Annotated in this window: 19 protein-coding genes; 9 read left to right on the plus strand and 10 right to left on the minus strand. The window is 63.5% G+C overall.

Features of this window, described 5'->3' with window-relative positions:
* The 5 genes from hpf to lptC form a co-directional block, all read right to left on the minus strand.
* On the minus strand, nt 1-483 hold a 483-nt coding region (hpf, locus tag AC1D0I_RS21100), incomplete at its 3' end, for a ribosome hibernation-promoting factor, HPF/YfiA family (protein WP_477397463.1).
* 266 nt (nt 484-749) lie between these two features.
* Nucleotides 750-2,279, minus strand: a complete 1,530-nt coding sequence (gene rpoN, locus AC1D0I_RS21105) for an RNA polymerase factor sigma-54 (RefSeq protein WP_477397465.1) — start codon at nt 2,277-2,279, stop codon at nt 750-752.
* A 199-nt stretch (nt 2,280-2,478) separates the two neighbouring features.
* On the minus strand, nt 2,479-3,297 hold the full coding sequence (gene lptB / locus AC1D0I_RS21110; RefSeq protein WP_477227909.1) for an LPS export ABC transporter ATP-binding protein: 819 nt from the start codon (nt 3,295-3,297) through the stop codon (nt 2,479-2,481).
* Nucleotides 3,297-3,878, minus strand: a complete 582-nt coding sequence (locus AC1D0I_RS21115) for an LptA/OstA family protein (RefSeq protein WP_477397467.1) — start codon at nt 3,876-3,878, stop codon at nt 3,297-3,299. The genes lptB and AC1D0I_RS21115 overlap by 1 nt, the downstream gene beginning before the upstream one ends.
* Nucleotides 3,865-4,578: an LPS export ABC transporter periplasmic protein LptC gene (lptC, locus tag AC1D0I_RS21120; RefSeq protein WP_457154470.1), complete on the minus strand. Its 714-nt coding sequence runs from the start codon at nt 4,576-4,578 to the stop codon at nt 3,865-3,867. The genes AC1D0I_RS21115 and lptC overlap by 14 nt, the downstream gene beginning before the upstream one ends.
* Nucleotides 4,579-4,992: 414 nt before the next feature.
* Between lptC and sppA the strand changes: the two genes are divergently transcribed.
* The 4 genes from sppA (at nt 4,993) to lhpI (ending at nt 7,717) form a co-directional block, all read left to right on the plus strand.
* Nucleotides 4,993-5,949, plus strand: a complete 957-nt coding sequence (sppA, locus tag AC1D0I_RS21125) for a signal peptide peptidase SppA (protein WP_477397469.1) — start codon at nt 4,993-4,995, stop codon at nt 5,947-5,949.
* Between the two features lie 81 nt (nt 5,950-6,030).
* Nucleotides 6,031-6,315, plus strand: a complete 285-nt coding sequence (locus AC1D0I_RS21130; protein ID WP_006200394.1) for an integration host factor subunit beta — start codon at nt 6,031-6,033, stop codon at nt 6,313-6,315.
* A gap of 42 nt (nt 6,316-6,357) precedes the next feature.
* Nucleotides 6,358-6,714, plus strand: coding sequence for a DUF1049 domain-containing protein (locus tag AC1D0I_RS21135; protein ID WP_477227907.1), 357 nt, complete (start codon nt 6,358-6,360; stop codon nt 6,712-6,714).
* A gap of 37 nt (nt 6,715-6,751) precedes the next feature.
* Nucleotides 6,752-7,717: a bifunctional Delta(1)-pyrroline-2-carboxylate/Delta(1)-piperideine-2-carboxylate reductase gene (gene lhpI / locus AC1D0I_RS21140; RefSeq protein WP_477397471.1), complete on the plus strand. Its 966-nt coding sequence runs from the start codon at nt 6,752-6,754 to the stop codon at nt 7,715-7,717.
* On the opposite strand, the gene AC1D0I_RS21145 is transcribed toward lhpI, so the two are convergent.
* The 5 genes from AC1D0I_RS21145 to AC1D0I_RS21165 form a co-directional block, all read right to left on the minus strand.
* On the minus strand, nt 7,714-8,151 hold the full coding sequence (locus AC1D0I_RS21145; RefSeq protein ID WP_477397473.1) for an EVE domain-containing protein: 438 nt from the start codon (nt 8,149-8,151) through the stop codon (nt 7,714-7,716). The genes lhpI and AC1D0I_RS21145 overlap by 4 nt on opposite strands.
* Nucleotides 8,148-8,543, minus strand: coding sequence for a VOC family protein (locus AC1D0I_RS21150; protein WP_477397475.1), 396 nt, complete (start codon nt 8,541-8,543; stop codon nt 8,148-8,150). The genes AC1D0I_RS21145 and AC1D0I_RS21150 overlap by 4 nt, the downstream gene beginning before the upstream one ends.
* A 74-nt stretch (nt 8,544-8,617) precedes the next feature.
* Nucleotides 8,618-9,307, minus strand: a complete 690-nt coding sequence (locus tag AC1D0I_RS21155; protein ID WP_477397477.1) for a helix-turn-helix transcriptional regulator — start codon at nt 9,305-9,307, stop codon at nt 8,618-8,620.
* A gap of 73 nt (nt 9,308-9,380) precedes the next feature.
* Nucleotides 9,381-9,992 (minus strand): peptide chain release factor H, encoded by a 612-nt coding sequence (prfH, locus tag AC1D0I_RS21160; RefSeq protein WP_477397479.1) that lies wholly within the window; start codon nt 9,990-9,992, stop codon nt 9,381-9,383.
* On the minus strand, nt 9,979-11,199 hold the full coding sequence (locus AC1D0I_RS21165; protein WP_477397481.1) for an RNA ligase RtcB family protein: 1,221 nt from the start codon (nt 11,197-11,199) through the stop codon (nt 9,979-9,981). The genes prfH and AC1D0I_RS21165 overlap by 14 nt, the downstream gene beginning before the upstream one ends.
* Before the next feature lie 326 nt (nt 11,200-11,525).
* On the opposite strand from AC1D0I_RS21165, the gene AC1D0I_RS21170 reads away from it, so the two are divergent.
* The 5 genes from AC1D0I_RS21170 to AC1D0I_RS21190 all read left to right on the plus strand — a co-directional run bounded on the left by AC1D0I_RS21170 (nt 11,526) and on the right by AC1D0I_RS21190 (nt 17,460).
* Nucleotides 11,526-12,617 carry an RsmD family RNA methyltransferase gene (locus AC1D0I_RS21170; protein WP_477397483.1) on the plus strand — a complete coding sequence of 364 codons (1,092 nt, stop codon included), beginning with the start codon at nt 11,526-11,528 and terminating at the stop codon, nt 12,615-12,617.
* Between the two features lies 1 nt (nt 12,618).
* On the plus strand, nt 12,619-13,476 hold the full coding sequence (locus AC1D0I_RS21175; protein WP_477397485.1) for a TrmH family RNA methyltransferase: 858 nt from the start codon (nt 12,619-12,621) through the stop codon (nt 13,474-13,476).
* A gap of 13 nt (nt 13,477-13,489) precedes the next feature.
* Entirely contained in the window at nt 13,490-13,987 is a 498-nt protein-coding gene (gene lspA / locus AC1D0I_RS21180; protein WP_457151035.1) for a signal peptidase II, read from the plus strand.
* A 57-nt stretch (nt 13,988-14,044) separates the two neighbouring features.
* Nucleotides 14,045-15,034, plus strand: a complete 990-nt coding sequence (acuI, locus tag AC1D0I_RS21185; protein WP_477397487.1) for an acrylyl-CoA reductase (NADPH) — start codon at nt 14,045-14,047, stop codon at nt 15,032-15,034.
* Between the two features lie 143 nt (nt 15,035-15,177).
* The gene (locus tag AC1D0I_RS21190; protein ID WP_477397489.1) at nt 15,178-17,460 is read left to right on the plus strand and encodes an ATP-binding protein; all 2,283 of its coding nucleotides are present in this window, start codon (nt 15,178-15,180) and stop codon (nt 17,458-17,460) included.
* The last annotated feature ends 45 nt before the right edge of the window (nt 17,461-17,505 follow it).

Genomic DNA, 17,505 nt, shown 5'->3' on the forward strand with positions numbered 1-17,505 from the left:
GACGAAGACCGGGCTGTCCTTGGTGTCGAGTTCGATGACTGCCGACGCCACCGACATGGTCTTCAGCGTCATGGTTGATTCGGCGACGATGGCCGGCGCGAAATTATCCGGAATATCCTCGTCGTCATCGGCCAGCGGCGCCATCACCGTGTAGGCAATGTCGGTCGGATCGCCATTGGCGGCGCCTGAATTGTGCGATTTCAGCCGGCGCTTGTAGCGCCTCAGGCGCGTTTCCAGGCGATCGGCGGCGGCCTCGAAGGCAACCGTCGGATCCTGGGCATCGCCGGTGGCCTGCAGCGAAGCACCGGAATCCAGCCGGATCATGCAATCCGCCGAATAGCGCGAACCTGATTTGATGACTGTGACGTGTCCGGCAAAGCCGCGATCGAAATATTTGCCGATCGCTTCGCCGACACGATCGTTGATGCGTGTACGAAACGCATCGCCGATATCCATGTGTTTTCCCGATATGCGCAGATTCATCTGAAAACTGACCTTCCTTGCTCAGGCTTCAAACTCGCCCGAGTTTATACTCGTGGTCCGTGCGCACAAGCTTTGCGGCGTCACTCGCGCCGATTTTAAATCCGAACTTTCCGGTTGATCACAAGCCGCCCTTTTGACCGTCCCGAGGCCAACGTCGTGACGGACCATCCACACGCGGGCATCTAGCCCCACTCATGCGGGCGGGCTTCTAGCCACTTCGCCGCGGCTTGTCAATGAAGTGCTGGCCTGAGGAAAATTGAACCGTGTCAGCGCCCGGCGCTGGCCAGCGCCCGTTTCTCGCGCCGGCGCTGCACCGAGGAGGGAATATTCATGCCTTCCCGGTACTTGGCGACCGTGCGCCTGGCGATATCGACGCCACTCTCGCGCAACATGTCGACGATCGCATCGTCGGAAAGCACGTCGACGGGTTTTTCCTCATCGATCAGCTGCTTGATGCGATCACGCACCGATTCCGAGGAATGCGCATCGCCGCCACCCGACGCAGCGATCGAAGCGGTGAAGAAGTACCGCAGCTCGAACACGCCGCGCGGCGTCAGCATGTATTTGTTCGCGGTGACCCGGCTAACCGTCGATTCGTGCATGCCGATGGCATCGGCCACCGTGCGCAGGTTGAGTGGCTTCAGCTGGCGCACGCCATGGACGAGGAAGGCATCCTGCTGGCGAACGATCTCCGAGGCGACCTTGAGGATGGTCTTTGCCCGCTGGTCGAGGCTGCGCGTCAGCCAGTTGGCGTTTTGCAGGCATTCGGCGAGGAAGTCCTTTTCCGCCTGGTTCTTCGCCTGCGGCGAAACCTGGGCGAAATAGATATGGTCGACCAGAACGCGCGGCAGCGTTTCGGCATTGAGCTCGACCGTCCAGCTGCCGTCATTGGCGGCACGCACCTCGACATCGGCAACGATCGCATCGCTGGCGCCGCCCGAAAACGCCATACCGGGCCGGGGATCGAGCGCACGGATCTCGGCCAGCATGTCGAGCAGATCCTCCTCGTCGACGCCGCAGATCCGCTTCAGCGCATGGAAATCGCGCCGTGCCAGCAGCTCAAGATTGGCGACCAGCGCCTTCATCGCCGGATCGAGCCGGTCCCGCACGGCAAGCTGCAGCGACAGGCATTCGGCAAGGTCGCGGGCAAACAGGCCGGCCGGCTCGAAAGTCTGGCACACCGCCAGCACCTTTCTCACACCAGCGGCGTCCGTGCCGAGGCGGGCGGCGATCTCGGCCAGGTCGCCGCGCAGATAGCCGGTCTCGTCGAGGCCGTCGGCCAGGTCGGCGGCGATCAGCCGTGCCGCCGGATCGGCGAAGGCGAGCGCCACCTGTTCGCCGACATGATCGCGCAGCGTGATCGCCGCGGCCGCCATGTCGCCGGCATCAATGCCCTCGGATGAGGAACTCGCACCATTGCCGGAAGCCGATTTCCATTGCGCCGTCAGGTCGGGACCGAGCCGCTCGCTCGTCCCCGGATCGTCGGGAAACAGGTTTTCCAGCGACGTGTCGAGCTTGTCGGAGATCGCCTCGGCGCTCCACTGCGTCTCGTTTTCGAACCAGTCGCCGTCGGCGGTGGCGGCCTGCGGCTCCGCCTCGATTTTTTGCGACTGGTCGCTGGCGGCATCGTCCTGCGGCTCGGCGCGCTCCAGCAGCGGATTGCGCTCGATTTCGTCGTCGATGAAATGCTCGAGCTCGGTATGGGTGAACTGCAGCAGCCGAATCGATTGCATCAGCTGCGGCGTCATCACCAGCGACTGCGATTGTCGTAGCTGTAGTTTCGCCGCCAACGCCATTGTCTGGTTTCAAACGCCTCGTGTACGCATCCGGGCTTCCGGACAGGATTTTTGCAGCCGGCCATAGAAACTGGCCCGGCTTTTGCTTGTCAAGGCAATAGCTAGCAAAACTCACTTACCGGAGCGTTATCTGGCGGCAAAATCGCAGAAAAAGCGCGGTGAAGGCACCAAAAATCGTGTCAGGAAACAAATTTCACGCTCAGAGCGTAAAGCCCTCGCCGAGATAGAGCCGGCGGACATCCGGGTTTGCCACCACTTCGTCGGCCCGGCCATGGGTCAGCACCTGACCGGCGTGGATGATGTAGGCGCGGTCGATCAGGCCGAGCGTTTCGCGCACATTATGATCGGTGATGAGGACGCCGATGCCCCGCGCCGTCAGGTGACGCACCAGTTGCTGGATATCGGCGACGGCGATCGGATCGATGCCGGCAAAAGGCTCGTCGAGCAGCATGTAGGCCGGCCGCGTTGCCAGCGCACGCGCGATTTCCAGGCGCCGCCGCTCGCCGCCGGAAAGCGACATGGATGGCGCCTTGCGCAGATGGCTGATGTGGAATTCCTCGAGCAGTTCGTCGAGATTGCGTTCGCGCTCCTTGCGGCTCTTTTCGACCACTTCGAGCACGGCGCGGATGTTCTGCTCGACACTCAGGCCCCGAAAGATCGATGCCTCCTGAGGCAGATAGCCGATGCCGAGGCGCGCACGACGGTACATCGGCATCGAGGTGACGTCGAAGCCGTCGATCTCGATCGTGCCCTCATCCACCGGCACCAGGCCGGTGACCATGTAGAAGCAGGTCGTCTTGCCGGCGCCGTTGGGGCCGAGCAGTCCAACCGCCTCGCCCGCGCGCACACCGATGGTCACGCCGCTGACGACCTTGCGGCCCTTGTAGCTCTTGGTCAGACCCTTGGCGATCAGGGTTCCCTTGAACTTTCCCGTATCGACGGTCGCCGTGGCCGGCGCCGAAAGCTTGCCAGCGGCCCGTCCCGGAAGACGCGCCGTCAGCGACGACAGGCTGGCCATCAGGGGTTCGCCGCTCCCGATTTCGGCGGCGGTGTGATCGACATCTGGACGCGTTGCCCAGCGCATGGATCAACCTGGGCCAGGCCGGTTTTCATCTGAACGACGAGCTTGCAGCCGACCAGGACGTTATCGTTCTGCGACAGGACGACCTTTTTGCCCGAAAGCACCAGAACCTGGCTTTTCATGTCGAAGCTGCCTTGATCGCCGGTGGCGATCTGCGCGTCCGACTTGATGTAAACCTTGTCGGAAATCTCCAGGTGGTCGATGTTGGCTGAGCCGGTCATCGCCGCCCCTGCGGCTTCCGTGCCCTTGGCCGCGGCGTTGGGATCCTTCACATAATAGACCGTCATCTTGCCAGCCTTCATCAATGTCGGCCCTTGGACGACGCTGACATTGCCCGTGAAGATTGCGACATTTTCGGCCTGACGGACTTCCAGCTTGTCGCTTTCGATCTGGATCGGCTTGTCGCCGGACAGTTTGAGACCTGATTGGCTGGTGGACTGCGCCAATGACGGCACCAGCCCGAACAGCAGCAACGCCGAAGTTGCAGCCGCGAGCCGCGTCGAACTACTGAGCCGCATTGATTTCTCCGCTGTTTCCCTCTGCCGTCTTCAAGGCGGCGGAATCGATGTTGACGCGCACTTTGTTCTCGAAAACCAGAACCTTGCCATTGTCCTGGACCGACATCGAATCCGCCGTGATCCGTGACCCCTCACGGCTGACATCGACGGGATCTCCCGTCTTCATAGTGCCTTTGCCCATGTCGAGGAAGACCGATTTGAACTTGGCCTGCATGCCGTCAGTTGTGGTGATGTCAACGTCGCTGGTCAGGTTCATCGTATTGCCGTTGCGATCGTAGGTGCCGTGCGAGGCCTTGATCGCCGCGATATTGTCAGGTCCGACCGGGATCTTGGCGTCGATGCCTTCCAGTTCGATGATGCCTTGCGTGCTGACATCCTGGATGGCGCGCAGCGCCGTCATCGAATAGGGCTGCTTCTGCTTCGTGAAACCGTTGAGCTTGGGATTGGCCATCACCAGCTTGCCGTTGGAAAAAGCGGTGCCTTCCGCCTGGACCGCGACGGAGACGGGTGCGGCCAGATAGGAATAGACCGGGAAGGCGACAGCGATCAGTACCGCGGCCAGCGGCACGGCAAACTTGAGAACGCGCACGCGGCGCGAGTGACGCTGGGCGCGGTCGAAAGCATCGCCACGCATCCGGACGTCCGCCGGGGGAGCCAACTCCGTCTCGGCGTTGGTCGATTCAATCGGTCGCGCTAACATTCAACGCTTTCTTCTAACCCCTTGCCCACCCGCGAGCACCGCCTATAGGTGGGACGCCGCCGCCTGCAAGCAAGCACAAGCCCATGAAAACTGCAAAAATGTGACAGCCGCGTTTGTACAGATGAAAATGAGATCCGCACAACTGCCCGTTCTTCATAGCAGAAACAGACACGCGGCGTAAAATTTATCAGCTGCCAATCTTCGCCGCCAGACCTCGCGGCGATTGCACAAATACGTGAAGAGACCTGTGCCTGGAGAGGGGCGGAGCCCGCCCTGACCTGCCCGATGGCGCATCCGGCATGGCCAACTCGACTGTCCGCGCGGATTGTCTTGTTGCGCCGGAAAAGAGAATTGCTTCCAGATGGGAAGATGATGGTCTAAAAGCGTCTCCTCCCGCCGACTGAAAGGCTGACCATGGCACTGAGAGCCGACGACCTGATCGACCGCCRCCGTTTGCGGCGCAAGCTGACATTCTGGCGGATTGCCGCCATCGGCATCGTGGCACTTGGGGTGATTGCACTTTCAACCTGGTTCTATGGCGACGATTTCACCGGCTCGGCCGTCGACCATATCGCCAAGGTCAAGATCGAAGGCACCATCACCGAGGACGAGGAGCTGATCAAGCGGCTGGAAACCATCCGCCAGTCGTCGAAGGTGAAAGGCGTTATCCTGTCGATCGATTCGCCTGGCGGCACCACGGTCGGCGGTGAATCGATCTATGAAGAGGTGCGCAAGCTGGCCGCCGACAAGCCGGTGGTCGCGGAAGTCGGCACGCTTGCCGCATCGGCGGGCTACATGATCGCCAGTGCCGCCGATCATATCGTTGCCCGCAAGACCTCGATCGTCGGCTCGATCGGCGTGCTGATCCAGTATCCTGATGTCAGCGGCCTGATGGACAAGCTCGGCGTCAAGCTGGAGGAAGTGAAATCCTCGCCGCTGAAAGCCTCGCCATCTCCCTTCAAGCCGACCAATGACGACGAGCGCGCCATGGTCCGCAAGCTCATCCTCGACAGCTACGACTGGTTCGTCGGCATCGTCGCCGAGCGCCGCAAGATGACCCGCGAGCAAGCGCTGGCGCTCGCCGATGGCTCGATCTTCACCGGCCGCCAGGGCGTCGCCAACGGGCTGATCGACGCTGTCGGCGGCGAAACCGAAGCGGTCGACTGGTTGGCGACCAAGGGCGTCGATGCCAAACTGAAGGTCGTCGAGTGGAAGGATACGCAACGGCGCGGCGGCTTTTTGTTCTCGAAAGCGATGGCGCAAACCATCGGCAGCGCGCTCGGCCTGCCCGCCTACGGCGGCGATGTCATTCATGAACTCGGCGCCGACCGCTTGTTTCTTGACGGTCTCGTTTCCGTCTGGCACCCTTGAGATGCCGTTTGGGGCAAGTGAAAAAGCAAATAAAATCATCCTCATAATTTTGACCGTACTGCTTTCACGGGGACCCGTCTGATGATCAAGTCCGAACTTGTGCAGATTATTGCCACGCGCAATCCGCATCTTTTCCTGCGCGACGTCGAAAACATCGTCGGCGCGATCTTCGATGAGATCACCGACGCTCTTGCCGAAGGCAATCGCGTCGAGCTGCGCGGCTTCGGTGCATTTTCGGTGAAAAACCGTCCCGCCCGCACCGGCCGCAATCCACGCACTGGCGAGTCCGTCGAGGTCGAGGAGAAATGGGTGCCGTTCTTCAAGACCGGCAAGGAGCTGCGCGAAAGGCTGAACGGCGGCAAATAGGCGCGGCGTCAGCGCCAGACAGCCTTTCCGACGGAAAACATCATGTTCAATCGCTTCATGCTCATCGTGGTCTTCGTGCCCCTGGCGATCATCCTGATCGCGCTCGCCGTCGCCAATCGCGAACTGGTCGCCTTCACGCTGGACCCGTTCAACCCCGGCAATCCAAAGCTGACGCTGACCTTGCCGCTGTTCATCTTCCTGTTTTTGGCGCTCGCCATCGGCATGGTCGTTGGCAGCCTGGCAACCTGGGTCAAGCAGGGCCGCTACCGCAAGCTGGCGCGCCAGCGTGGCGTCGAAGCCGAGAACCTGCGCCAGGCGGTTAGCCGCGCGCCGGCGGCACCACAAGGATCTGCCCAAGGGTCAGCCCAGGCATCGGCCTTGCCGAAGCCAACCACTTGAACCGCCGGTCGGCGGTTTTCTCTCCGCGGAGTTTTCCATGCTGACCATTTCGGCCGCCGAGGTCGATCATGCGCTGACCTTTCCCGGACTCGTGGATACGCTGCGCGCCGCGTTTCGTGACGGTGCGGTGCAGCCGGTCAGACATCATCACTCGGTCGAACGGCCCGACGGCGCCGCCTCGACACTGCTTTTGATGCCGGCATGGACCGACTTCAACGCTGCCGGCACGTCGGCCAGTGGTCACATCGGCGTCAAGATCGTCACCGTTTCGCCTGACAACAACACCATCGGCAAGCCGGCGGTGATGGGGCTCTATCTGCTGCTCAATGGCGCCACCGGCGAACCTGAAGCCTTGATCGACGGCCAGAGATTGACGCAGTGGCGCACCGCCTGCGCCTCGGCGCTGGCTGCTTCCTACCTCGCCCGCGAGGACGCCTCGCGGCTGCTCGTGGTCGGCGCCGGCGCGCTGTCGCCCTTCCTCGCCAAGGCGCATTGCGCCGTCCGGCCGATCAAGACCATCCGCATCTGGAACCGTACCCCTGCCAATGCCGAAAAGGTCGCCGCCGATCTGCGCGCCGAAGGCTTCACGGCCAGCGCGGCAAGCGATCTCGATGCCGAACTTGGGCAGGCCGACATCGTCTCCTCGGCGACGATCACCACGACACCGCTGATCAAGGGAGCGTTGTTGCAGCCGGGAACCCATGTCGACCTGGTCGGCGGCTTTACGCCGACGATGCGCGAAAGCGATGATGACGCGATCGCGTTTGCCCGCGTCTATGTCGACACCCGCGCCGGTGCCACCAAGGAGGCCGGCGATATCGTTCAGCCACTGGCCTCCGGCGTGCTGAAGCCGGACGCCATTGTCGCCGACCTGCACGAATTGACGCGCGGTCAGAAGAAGGGGCGCGAGAGCGCCAGCGAGATCACGCTGTTCAAGTCGGTCGGCGCAGCCCTCGAGGACCTTGCCGCCGGCATTGCCGTCTACAAGGCGCTCGTGGCTTAGTTCACCGCCGCCGCTGTTCTGGCGCCCATCGCCTCGGCGATCAGCGAAAAATCATGCGCGCTGATTTCGAAGAGGCCGAAGCGCAGCTGATAACCCCAGTTGGACTTGTCGGCGCTGAAGTCCAGCCTGTCGAGCAACGGCTTGATCGATGCTTCCTCGGCCTTTGCCCAGGCGACATCGCGGCGGAACGGCGTGAAGCCGCCGCCCATATCGCCCTGATAGGGCTCGCCTTCCCGCACCGTGCCGATTGCCGTGAACGCTTGCAGGCCGTCTTTCTCGCCGAGAATGGTGGTTGGCGAATAATAGGCGATGCCGTCACCGGGCTTAACGCGGCGCAGGGGTGCTGCCTTGCCGTGATTGACCTGCATGAAGCCGCCTTGGCGCCCGCGCCGGACATGTTCGGCCGACGCCACCGCGATCCAATGCGCACTCATTTTTGTCCCCCATCGGTCTGTTCGCCATCGGACAGCCAGTAGACGCGCAGGCGATGATTGTCGGGATCGAGCGCGACGAAGGTGCGGCCGAAATCCATGTCGGTCGGCGTCTGCAGGATCTTCAGCCCGCGCCCGGCCCAGTCGGCATGGGCGGCATCGACTGCGTCCGGCGTATCCAGCGCAAAGACGATTTCGGCGCCGCCGCCTGCCGTCGCTGCGGCCGGCTCCACCGTATGGCGCGACCAGAGGCCGAGCTTGAAGCCCGCATCGAGCACGAACAGCACGAAGGTCGGCGAACTTTCGACGGGCTCGCGACCGAGCAGCGCGCTATAGAAGGTGCCGCTCTGCTGCGGCTGGTCGACATAGAGGATGACGAAATTCGGGGCGATCATGTCTGCTCTCCAAGGTTCAGTGTTTCAACTTGGCGACCATAGAATGAGCTACTGTCAGATTCTGGCAGCAGTCGTCACGAACTGCGGGGCTTGTCGAGCGTTGCCCGCCATTCCCTCAGAAGTGCCTGGCGACGGCGCGGATAGCGCGTATCGGTGGCGTTGAGGCCGGATATTCGATCGGCGCGAAAATGCCGGAAATCCTGGCGCATCTCGCACCACGCCACCACGACCCGCACCTTGTCGAAGAACCCCAGCGCAAACGGCCAGACCACCCGTTCGGAGGCCGCGCCGCCGGCGTCGCGGTACAAAAAGCCGAGCTTGCGCTCGTTGCGGATCGCCTGCCGCACCAGGCCGAGGTCGATGCCCTCAATGACTGCTGCGGGAGGCCCGACCAGCAGCGTGCTCGCATCGAGATCCTCGCGCAGATCGTCCGGCAGCACGGCGGCGATCTTGGCCAGCGCGTTGGCGGCAGCGGCCGACAGACGCTGGTCCGGCTGCTTGGCGACCCAGCGCGAGCCGAGCACGATGGCTTCGATCTCCTCGTCGCTGAACATCAGCGGCGGCAGCATGAAGCCGGGCTTGAGCACATAGCCCAGTCCCGCCTCACCCTCGATCGGTGCGCCCTGGCCCTGCAACGTGGCGATGTCGCGGTAGAGCGTGCGGATCGAAATCCCGAGTTCATCGGCCAGCGCCTGCCCGCTCACCGGCCTGCGATGCCGGCGCAGCGTCTGGATCAGGTCGAGCAGGCGTTCAGAGCGGGACATGATTCTCCGGGCTTTGTAGTCTCCACGATAGTGCATCTCGTTCGGAAGTGTACGGGTGGTCCAAGCCGTGACATCAGAGATGGAATACCTTGACTTCGTTGCCGCGTTCCAAGGCCTTGTTGGCGACGAACATCTGCGTCTTCGACATGTCGACTTCACGGTCGGCAAGGACGCGCAACATCGCCTCCAGCCGCCTCAGTGCGATCGCCTTGTTGCGGTGTTGCGATCGCTCGTTGCGCGCCGTGACGACAATGCCTGTCGGCAGGTGAACGGCACGCACCGCACTGTCGGTGGTGTTCTGATGCTGTCCGCCGGGACCACCAGCCCGCAAGGTTTCGAACCGGACATCGGACAGTGCGACCGACACGGCAGCGGCCACCGTCAAATCCACGGTCTGCACGCCGACGAACCAGTTCTGCCGTTTGTGGCCCCGCCGCACCTGGCTCTTGAAGACGAACTTGACGGTGCCGCAATATTCCTCGGCAAGTGCCTCGGCGTTGCGCCCCTCAAGGCTGAGTATGGCGGATTTGGCGCCATGCCGGTCCGGTTCGTGACCAAGCGTAACTTCGATCGCATAGCCAAGCCTGCCAGCTTCGCTCTTGATTATGTCGACCAGAGCCATCAGGGCGATGCGGCATTCCACCGGCCCGCTGCCCGATGTGAGAAGCATGTCAACTGCGGCCATGATCTGCCCTCCTCGATGCGCGTTCACGCGATGGCTTCTTGCGCGTCCGGTCGAGCGGGCCGTCTATCGCCTTCTTGTAAGTCACCAGCGGTTTCATCGCCGCCAGCGTTACGACCAAGCCGGCATCGGCGAGATCTTGCACCACTTGCCCGGCATCCTTGTAGGCCGAAGCCGCTTCCTCGATGACCAGGTTACGGTCATCGCAGATCAGCTGCCCTCCCCACACGTTCCTCAGCAAGGCGTCGCGCTCCGACCTGTTGCGCCCCGCACGGCCATGCATGGTGGCGCGATCGTATTTGCGCCCGGCGCCATGCGAAATGCCGCCCAGCGATGGACCCGTCCCGTCGAGCGCTCGCACGACATAGCTCAGGCTGGCGCGCGAACCCGCGATCGGCGCGACATCTCCCATCCGCACCGCAGCCGACCCCTTGTGATGGACGAAACCATCGGCCCGGTCGCGGACTAGATTGTGCGGCACATCAGCCACCACCCGGACCTCGCTGCGCAAGGCGCTTGCCGCACGCTCGGCGATCAGCCTGCGGTTGAGCGATGCCCAGGTGACGCAGAGATCATGCTGGCGGCGCCAGTTCCTTCCCTCGGCGGACTGCGGATCAAGCCCGGCGATGAACGCGGATTGAAGGTCGCGCATCTGCCCGAACACAAAGGCACCAAGCCCACGCGAGCCGGAATGCACCAGTAGATAAAGCTTCTGGCGGTCGAACAGGCCTTCACCAGCCGCATCGATCTCCTGGTCAACCGCTTGCAACTCGCAGAAATGATTGCCGCCGCCGATCGTGCCCAACGCATCGGGGCAGAGATCCAGCGGCAGGTCCGCGCCAGCGAGCGCCGCACGCGGGTCGATATCCTCCGCTTCGATCTGGCGCAGGCATTCGACGGCCTTGTCGATCCTGAGTTTGCGCAGTGGCAGATCGAGCTCGAACAGCGACATGCCGCAGCCAATGTCATTGCCGATCAGCTGCGGATGCAGCCGTTCCGACAACACCGCAATCCCGGTCGGCCCATATTTGCCGGGATGCAGGTCGGGGAACGCGGCAACCGAGGTAACGCCGGGCAGAGCCGCAACGGTTTTCAGCTGCTGAACTGCTGCTCCTTCGATCCAGGTACGCGGTGAAAAACAATGCTGGATATGCGCCGTCGCGACGACGCGCGGCGCAGAGGAGCCTGAGCTCCCAATCAAATTGCCCATGATGGAACACTTCTGGATACAGGTCAGAAATCGGACGCCATCAGGCATCCGTTCGACCGGCGGCAGTCAGCAAGATGCTGGCTTACGCCGGAACCCTCGAGGGGTGCGCGGTGAAGATGTTCGTCATCTTTCGCTCCCATTCCAGAAAACAATCCGGGCCTCATAAACGAAGCGCGTGGAAAAACAAGCGCAATGCTGCAACACCCGCCGCACTGTTTCGAACGCGAAGGCTTCAGGCCTGCGCCAATCGACCTGCCGGCCATCGCTTATTGCACCGCCGCTGTCCGCATGCCAAAAGCGGCCACGCCGCTCGGAGTTGCTCACGCTTGAAGTCTTTTCGCGACAAACGCCGCGACAACCGTCCGCATCAATCCGCGAAGGGTGCGGGGGACCAGCCACGTCCGCAGGCCGGCCGCGCCCCCGCCAGACCGGAACCGCAGCCGCGCGAGCGGCTTGAGGCGAAAGCCGACGACCGCTCCGAGCCGAAATCGGTGCCGCGCATCCTTGCCCGGCGCGATGGCGCCCTGCCCACCGAGCACCTCCCCGTGATCCTCGAAGTGGCGCCGAATGCCGATTATGCGCTGCTCGACAGCGGCGCCGGGCAGAAGCTCGAACAATACGGCCCCTACCGCATCGTGCGGCCCGAGGGCCAGGCAATCTGGCAAAAGGCCTTGCCGGCAAAGGACTGGGAGCGAGCCGACGCCATTTTTACCGGCGATACCGACGAGGAAGGCATCGGCCGCTGGCGGTTCCCGAAGACGCCGCTCGGCGAAACCTGGCCGATGAAGCATGACGGCATCGACTATCTCGGCCGTTTCACCTCGTTTCGCCATGTCGGCGTCTTTCCGGAGCAGGCCTCGCACTGGGACCATATGGCCGGGCTGATCACTGCGGCCAAGCGGCCGGTCAAGGTGCTGAACCTGTTCGGTTATACCGGTCTTGCCTCGCTGGTGGCGGCCCGCGCCGGCGCCGAGGTCACCCATGTCGATGCCTCGAAGAAGGCGATCGGCTGGGCCCGCGAAAACCAGGAAATGGCCGGGCTCGGCAGCAAGCCGATCCGCTGGATCGTCGACGATGCGGTGAAATTCGCCGAGCGCGAGGAGCGCCGCGGCAGCCGCTATGACATCATCCTGTTCGACCCGCCGGCCTATGGTCGCGGCCCGAAGGGCGAGGTCTGGCAGTTGTTCGAGGACCTGCCTGACTTGACCGACCTTTGCCGCGCGATTCTGACACCGAAACCACTCGCCATGGTGCTCACCGCCTATTCGATCCGCGCATCCTTCTTCGCCATCCATGCCTTGATGCGCGACACCTTTGCCGGCATGGGCGGCACGGTCGAATCGGGAGAGCTCATCATCCGTGAAAAGTCCGCCGGCCGGGCGCTTTCGACCTCATTGTTTTCGCGTTGGGTGGCCTGAAATGAACGAGCGGCATGCAGGCGCACCCGGGCAGGTGAAGGAAGTCACCAGCCTCGCCAATCCGCTGGTCAAGGACATCAAGGCGCTGGCCCAGAAGAAATTCCGCGACCAGCAGAATGCCTTCATGGCCGAGGGGCTGAAGCTGGTCATCGATGCGCTCGATCTCGGCTGGCAGATCAGGACACTGGTTTTCGCCAAGGCCGGGCGTGGCAACGCCGCGGTGGAGAAGGTCGCTGCACGCACCGTTGCCGCCGGTGGCACGGTGCTCGAAGTGTCGGAAAAGGTGCTCGTCGCCATCACCCGCCGCGACAATCCGCAAATGGTGGTCGGGGTCTTCTCGCAAAAATTCCTGGCCTTGAAGGATATCCGCGCCGACAATGGCGATGTCTGGGTGGCGCTCGACCGGGTGCGCGATCCCGGCAATCTCGGCACCGTCATCCGCACCGTCGATGCTGTCGGCGCCAAGGGTGTCATCCTGGTCGGCGACACCACCGATCCCTTTTCGGTGGAAACGGTGCGCGCCACCATGGGTTCGATCTTTGCCGTGCCGGTGGCCAAGGCGACGACCGAGGCCTTCCTTGCCTGGCGAGGCGGATTTTCAGGCCTTGTCGCCGGCACCCACCTGAAAGGCGCCGTCGACTACCGCTCGGTCGACTTTTCCCGCGGTCCGGTGCTGCTGATGATGGGCAACGAGCAGCAGGGGCTGCCCGAAAGCCTGGCGGCGAGTTGCGACAGGCTGCTTAGAATTCCGCAGGCTGGCCGCGCCGATTCGCTCAATCTTGCCGTTGCCACCGGCATAATGCTGTTCGAGATCCGGCGCGGCGCGCTGAAGCTCGAACCAATCGTGGACCCGCAATGAAGGTTGTCCGCCCGTGAGATCATGGTCCCCCTACGCGCTGCTCGTCGTCGCGGCCATAGCGCTCGACCAGTGGATAAAACATCTGGTCGAGACCGGCCTGCCCTTTCAGGAAAAGCTCGATCTCGTGCCGTTCCTGGCGCTGTTTCGCACCTACAACACCGGCATCGCCTTCTCGATGTTCTCGACCTTCGGCGACACCGGGCTGATTGTCATCTCGCTGGCGGTCGTTGCCTTCGTGCTGTTCCTGGCGACGCGGATCGCGCCGTCCCAGATCCTTGCCCGCACCGGCTTTGCTCTGATCGTCGGCGGCGCCCTCGGCAATCTCATCGACCGCGCCATATACGGCCATGTCATCGATTATATCCTGTTCCATACGCCGGTCTGGTCCTTCGCAGTCTTCAACCTGGCCGATGCCTTCATCTCGGTGGGCGCAGCCCTGGTCGTCTTCGACGAACTGTTCGGCTGGCGGCGCGAGCCCAGACCTTCGAATGCCAAGTCTTCCAAAGATTGACCCCGTGCGGCCATCGCCGCACAGTCCATGTCGCCAAACAAGATCGCGGAGAAAGAGATGCCCGAAACCTTCAAAGCCATCCTCGTTTCGCGTGACGCCGAGAAAAAGCAGTCGGTAGCCGTGACCGATCTCACCGAGGCCGACCTGATGGAAGGCGATGTCACCATCGCGGTCGAGGCGACGACGGTGAACTACAAGGACGGTCTTGCAATCACTGGCAAGGCGCCGGTGATCCGCCGCTGGCCGCTGGTGCCGGGCATCGATTTCGCCGGCACCGTCATCTCGTCTTCCCATCCTGACTGGCGCGCCGGCGACAAGGTCATCCTGAACGGCTGGGGCGTCGGCGAAACCCACTTCGGCGCCTACGCCGGCCGCGCCCGCGTCAAGGGCGACTGGCTGGTGCCGCTGCCGCAAGAGATGAGCCCGCATGACGCAATGGCGGTCGGCACCGCCGGCTATACCGCCATGCTCTGCGTCATGGCACTGGAACGACACGGCATCCTGCCCGATCGCGGCCCGGTCGTGGTGACGGGGGCGGCCGGCGGGGTCGGCTCGGTCGCGGTCTCGATCCTGTCCAGCCTCGGCTACCATGTCGTTGCTTGCACCGGCCGCAACGCCGAAAGTCCCTATTTGATCAACCTTGGCGCCGCCGAAGTGATATCGCGTGACGAGCTTGCCCAGCCGGCCAAGCCGCTGGCCAAGGAGCGYTGGGCCGGCGGCGTCGACGCGGTCGGCAGCCACACGCTGGCCAACGTSCTGTCGATGACCTCCTATGGCGGTGCGGTCGCCGCCTGTGGCCTGGCCGGRGGCATGGACCTGCCGACGAGCGTCGCCCCCTTCATCCTGCGCGGCGTCTCGTTGCTGGGCATTGATTCGGTGATGGCGCCGAAGGCAGTCCGCCTCGAAGCATGGCGGCGCATCGGCACCGATCTCGATCTGCAGAAGCTTGCCAGCCTGGCGACGACCATCGGTTTCGACGGCATCATCGATGCCGCCCATGACATCGTCGACGGCAAGATCCGCGGGCGCGTCGTCGTGGATATGTGAGCCGCTCGACTGCCCTGAGAAGGCGGACGGAATTGCCACGTGTGCCGGCAAATCCACCACCGCCGGGGCGAAAAGCACTCATCCGCTAAAATTCGAACGATCCGCCGCAATTTTCCATAATCTCTATCTGGCAAGGGTTTCGCATGATCGCGGAATCCGGCAGCCAACAGGTGGACACGGGCGAAGACGTCGATGCGGCGCCGACGTCGACGCGGCGCTTCGTCGCCGCGCCGCCGCTGGTGCCCGAGCCGGAACCCGCCGGGCGCGAAGGCCTTCCGTTGCTGGCCTTCGCCGCCATCGTCGTGCTGGCAGGCCTTGCGCATCTGACCGGAGCACCGATCTTTATCAGCGTCGCATTGCTGGCAGTCGGCCTAGCCGGCGTTGCCCTGCATCTGCGCGCCAGGCGGAGCGAACACCGAACGGCGGTCCTGCTCGACGAGACCACCGCCCGCAGCCGCGCCGAGATCGAGACGCTGGCCGACCGCATGTGGGAAATGCAGGAGAGCGAGGAGCGCTTTCGCGGCCTGATCGACGCACTTGGCGACCTCGTCATTCATCGCGACCGCGATGGCTACATCGTCTATGCCAACAAGATCTTCGCCGACCTCGTCGAAAGCGATCAACGCGACCTCGCCGGCAAGACCCTGGCGGAACTCGGCATCGATGTCGGCATCGTTCCCGATGCTGCCTTTTCCGATCATGAATGCCTGAGTTCCACCGATGTCTCCATCCGCACGCCGAGCGGTCCGCGCTGGTTTTCGTGGATCGAACTGTCGGTGCGCGACAAGGACAGCGGCGCCGTTTCGCATCGCGCCATCGCGCGCGACATCACCGCCCGCAAACGCGCCGAATCCTCGCTGATCACCGCTCGCGAGCGGGCCGAATACGCCAGCCAGGCCAAATCGCGCTTCCTCGCCACGGTCAGCCATGAAATTCGCACGCCGATGAACGGCATCATGGGCATGGCCAGGTTGCTGGCCGACACCAGGCTGTCGCCGGAACAGCAGACCTATGTCGGCGCCGTCTCGACCTCGGCCAGCGCATTGCTCGCCCTGATCGAGGATCTGCTCGATTACTCCAAGATCGAGGCGGGGCGTTTCGACCCGGAGCCGCAGCCGATGTCGGTGCGCGAGATCGCCGACAACATCGTCGAATTGCTGGCTGCCCGCGCCTTCGCCAAGGATATCGGGCTGGGCTGCCATGTCGAACCCGACGTGCCGCAATTGATCACCGCCGATCCGGGCAAGGTCAGGCAGGTGCTGCTCAATCTCATCGGCAATGCCATCAAGTTCACCGACAGCGGCGGTGTATTGGTGAGCATCGCACGCGCGCGCACTGAAACCACCGACCGCATCTGCTTCACTATCGCCGACACCGGTCCAGGTCTGCACGAAGACGACCTGGAGCGCATTTTCGAGGAGTTCGAGCAGGCCGACGGCACGTCGACGCGCACGCATGGCGGGGCCGGCCTCGGCCTCGCCATCTCCAAACGCCTGGTGGCCGCCATGGGCGGCACGATTTCAGTATCGAGCCGGCTCGGTCAGGGATCCGAGTTCGTCTTTGAAATCCCGGCAATATCGGCCACCGAAGCGCCGCAGGGCCGGCAGAACGCGCTCTCGGGCAAGCGCGCCGTGATCCTGTCGAAAAATGCCGTCGAGGCCGATGCCATCGCCCGCACCATCCGCGCCAATGGCGGCGCGGTCGATGTCGCCATCACCGTCGCGCAGGCCGCGCCCTTCGCCGACGGCTGCGATATGCTCCTGGTCGACGCGGCGATGGAAGCGAGCGATGGAAGGCTGCTCAAGCGCCTGCGCCAGAGCGGTTTCGTCGACTGCGAGGCCATTACGCTGATCGCACCTACCGACCGCGGCATGCTTGGCGAATTCCGCGCCAGCGGCTACGCGACCTTCCTTGCCAGGCCGGTGCGTGGCGGAACGCTTCTGCGTGTGCTGTTGAGCAGCAATGCTCCCGCCCTCGCCCAGCCGCAGCCGGAAAACCGCCACGCACCCTCGCCTCGTGCCGTCGGCAGCCGCCAACGGGGACTGTCGGTGCTGATCGCCGAGGACAATGACATCAACGCCATGCTTGCCCGCGCCACGCTGCTGAAGGCCGGGCATCGCGTCAAGGTGGTCGGCAACGGCAAGGCCGCCGTCGAGGCTGTCACCGGCGCCGGGCACAACCATCGCTTCGACGTGGTTCTGATGGACCTTCACATGCCGGTCATGGACGGGCTGGACGCGATTGCTGCCATCCGCCGCTACGAGGAGGAAACCGCCGTGCCGCCGGTGCCGATCATGGTGCTGTCGGCTGATAGCCAGGAAAAGACCCGCCATGCGGTGCTTGCCCATGGCGCCAGCGGCTTCGTTACCAAGCCACTCGACCCTGACGCGCTGGTCAATGCCGTCGAGGGACAGGTCGCGGCCTAGGGGCATGATCGCGAGCCGAAGGTCAGGAACTTCGACAGCCCATCC

The organism is Mesorhizobium sp. P2_D1 (assembly GCF_056404455.1).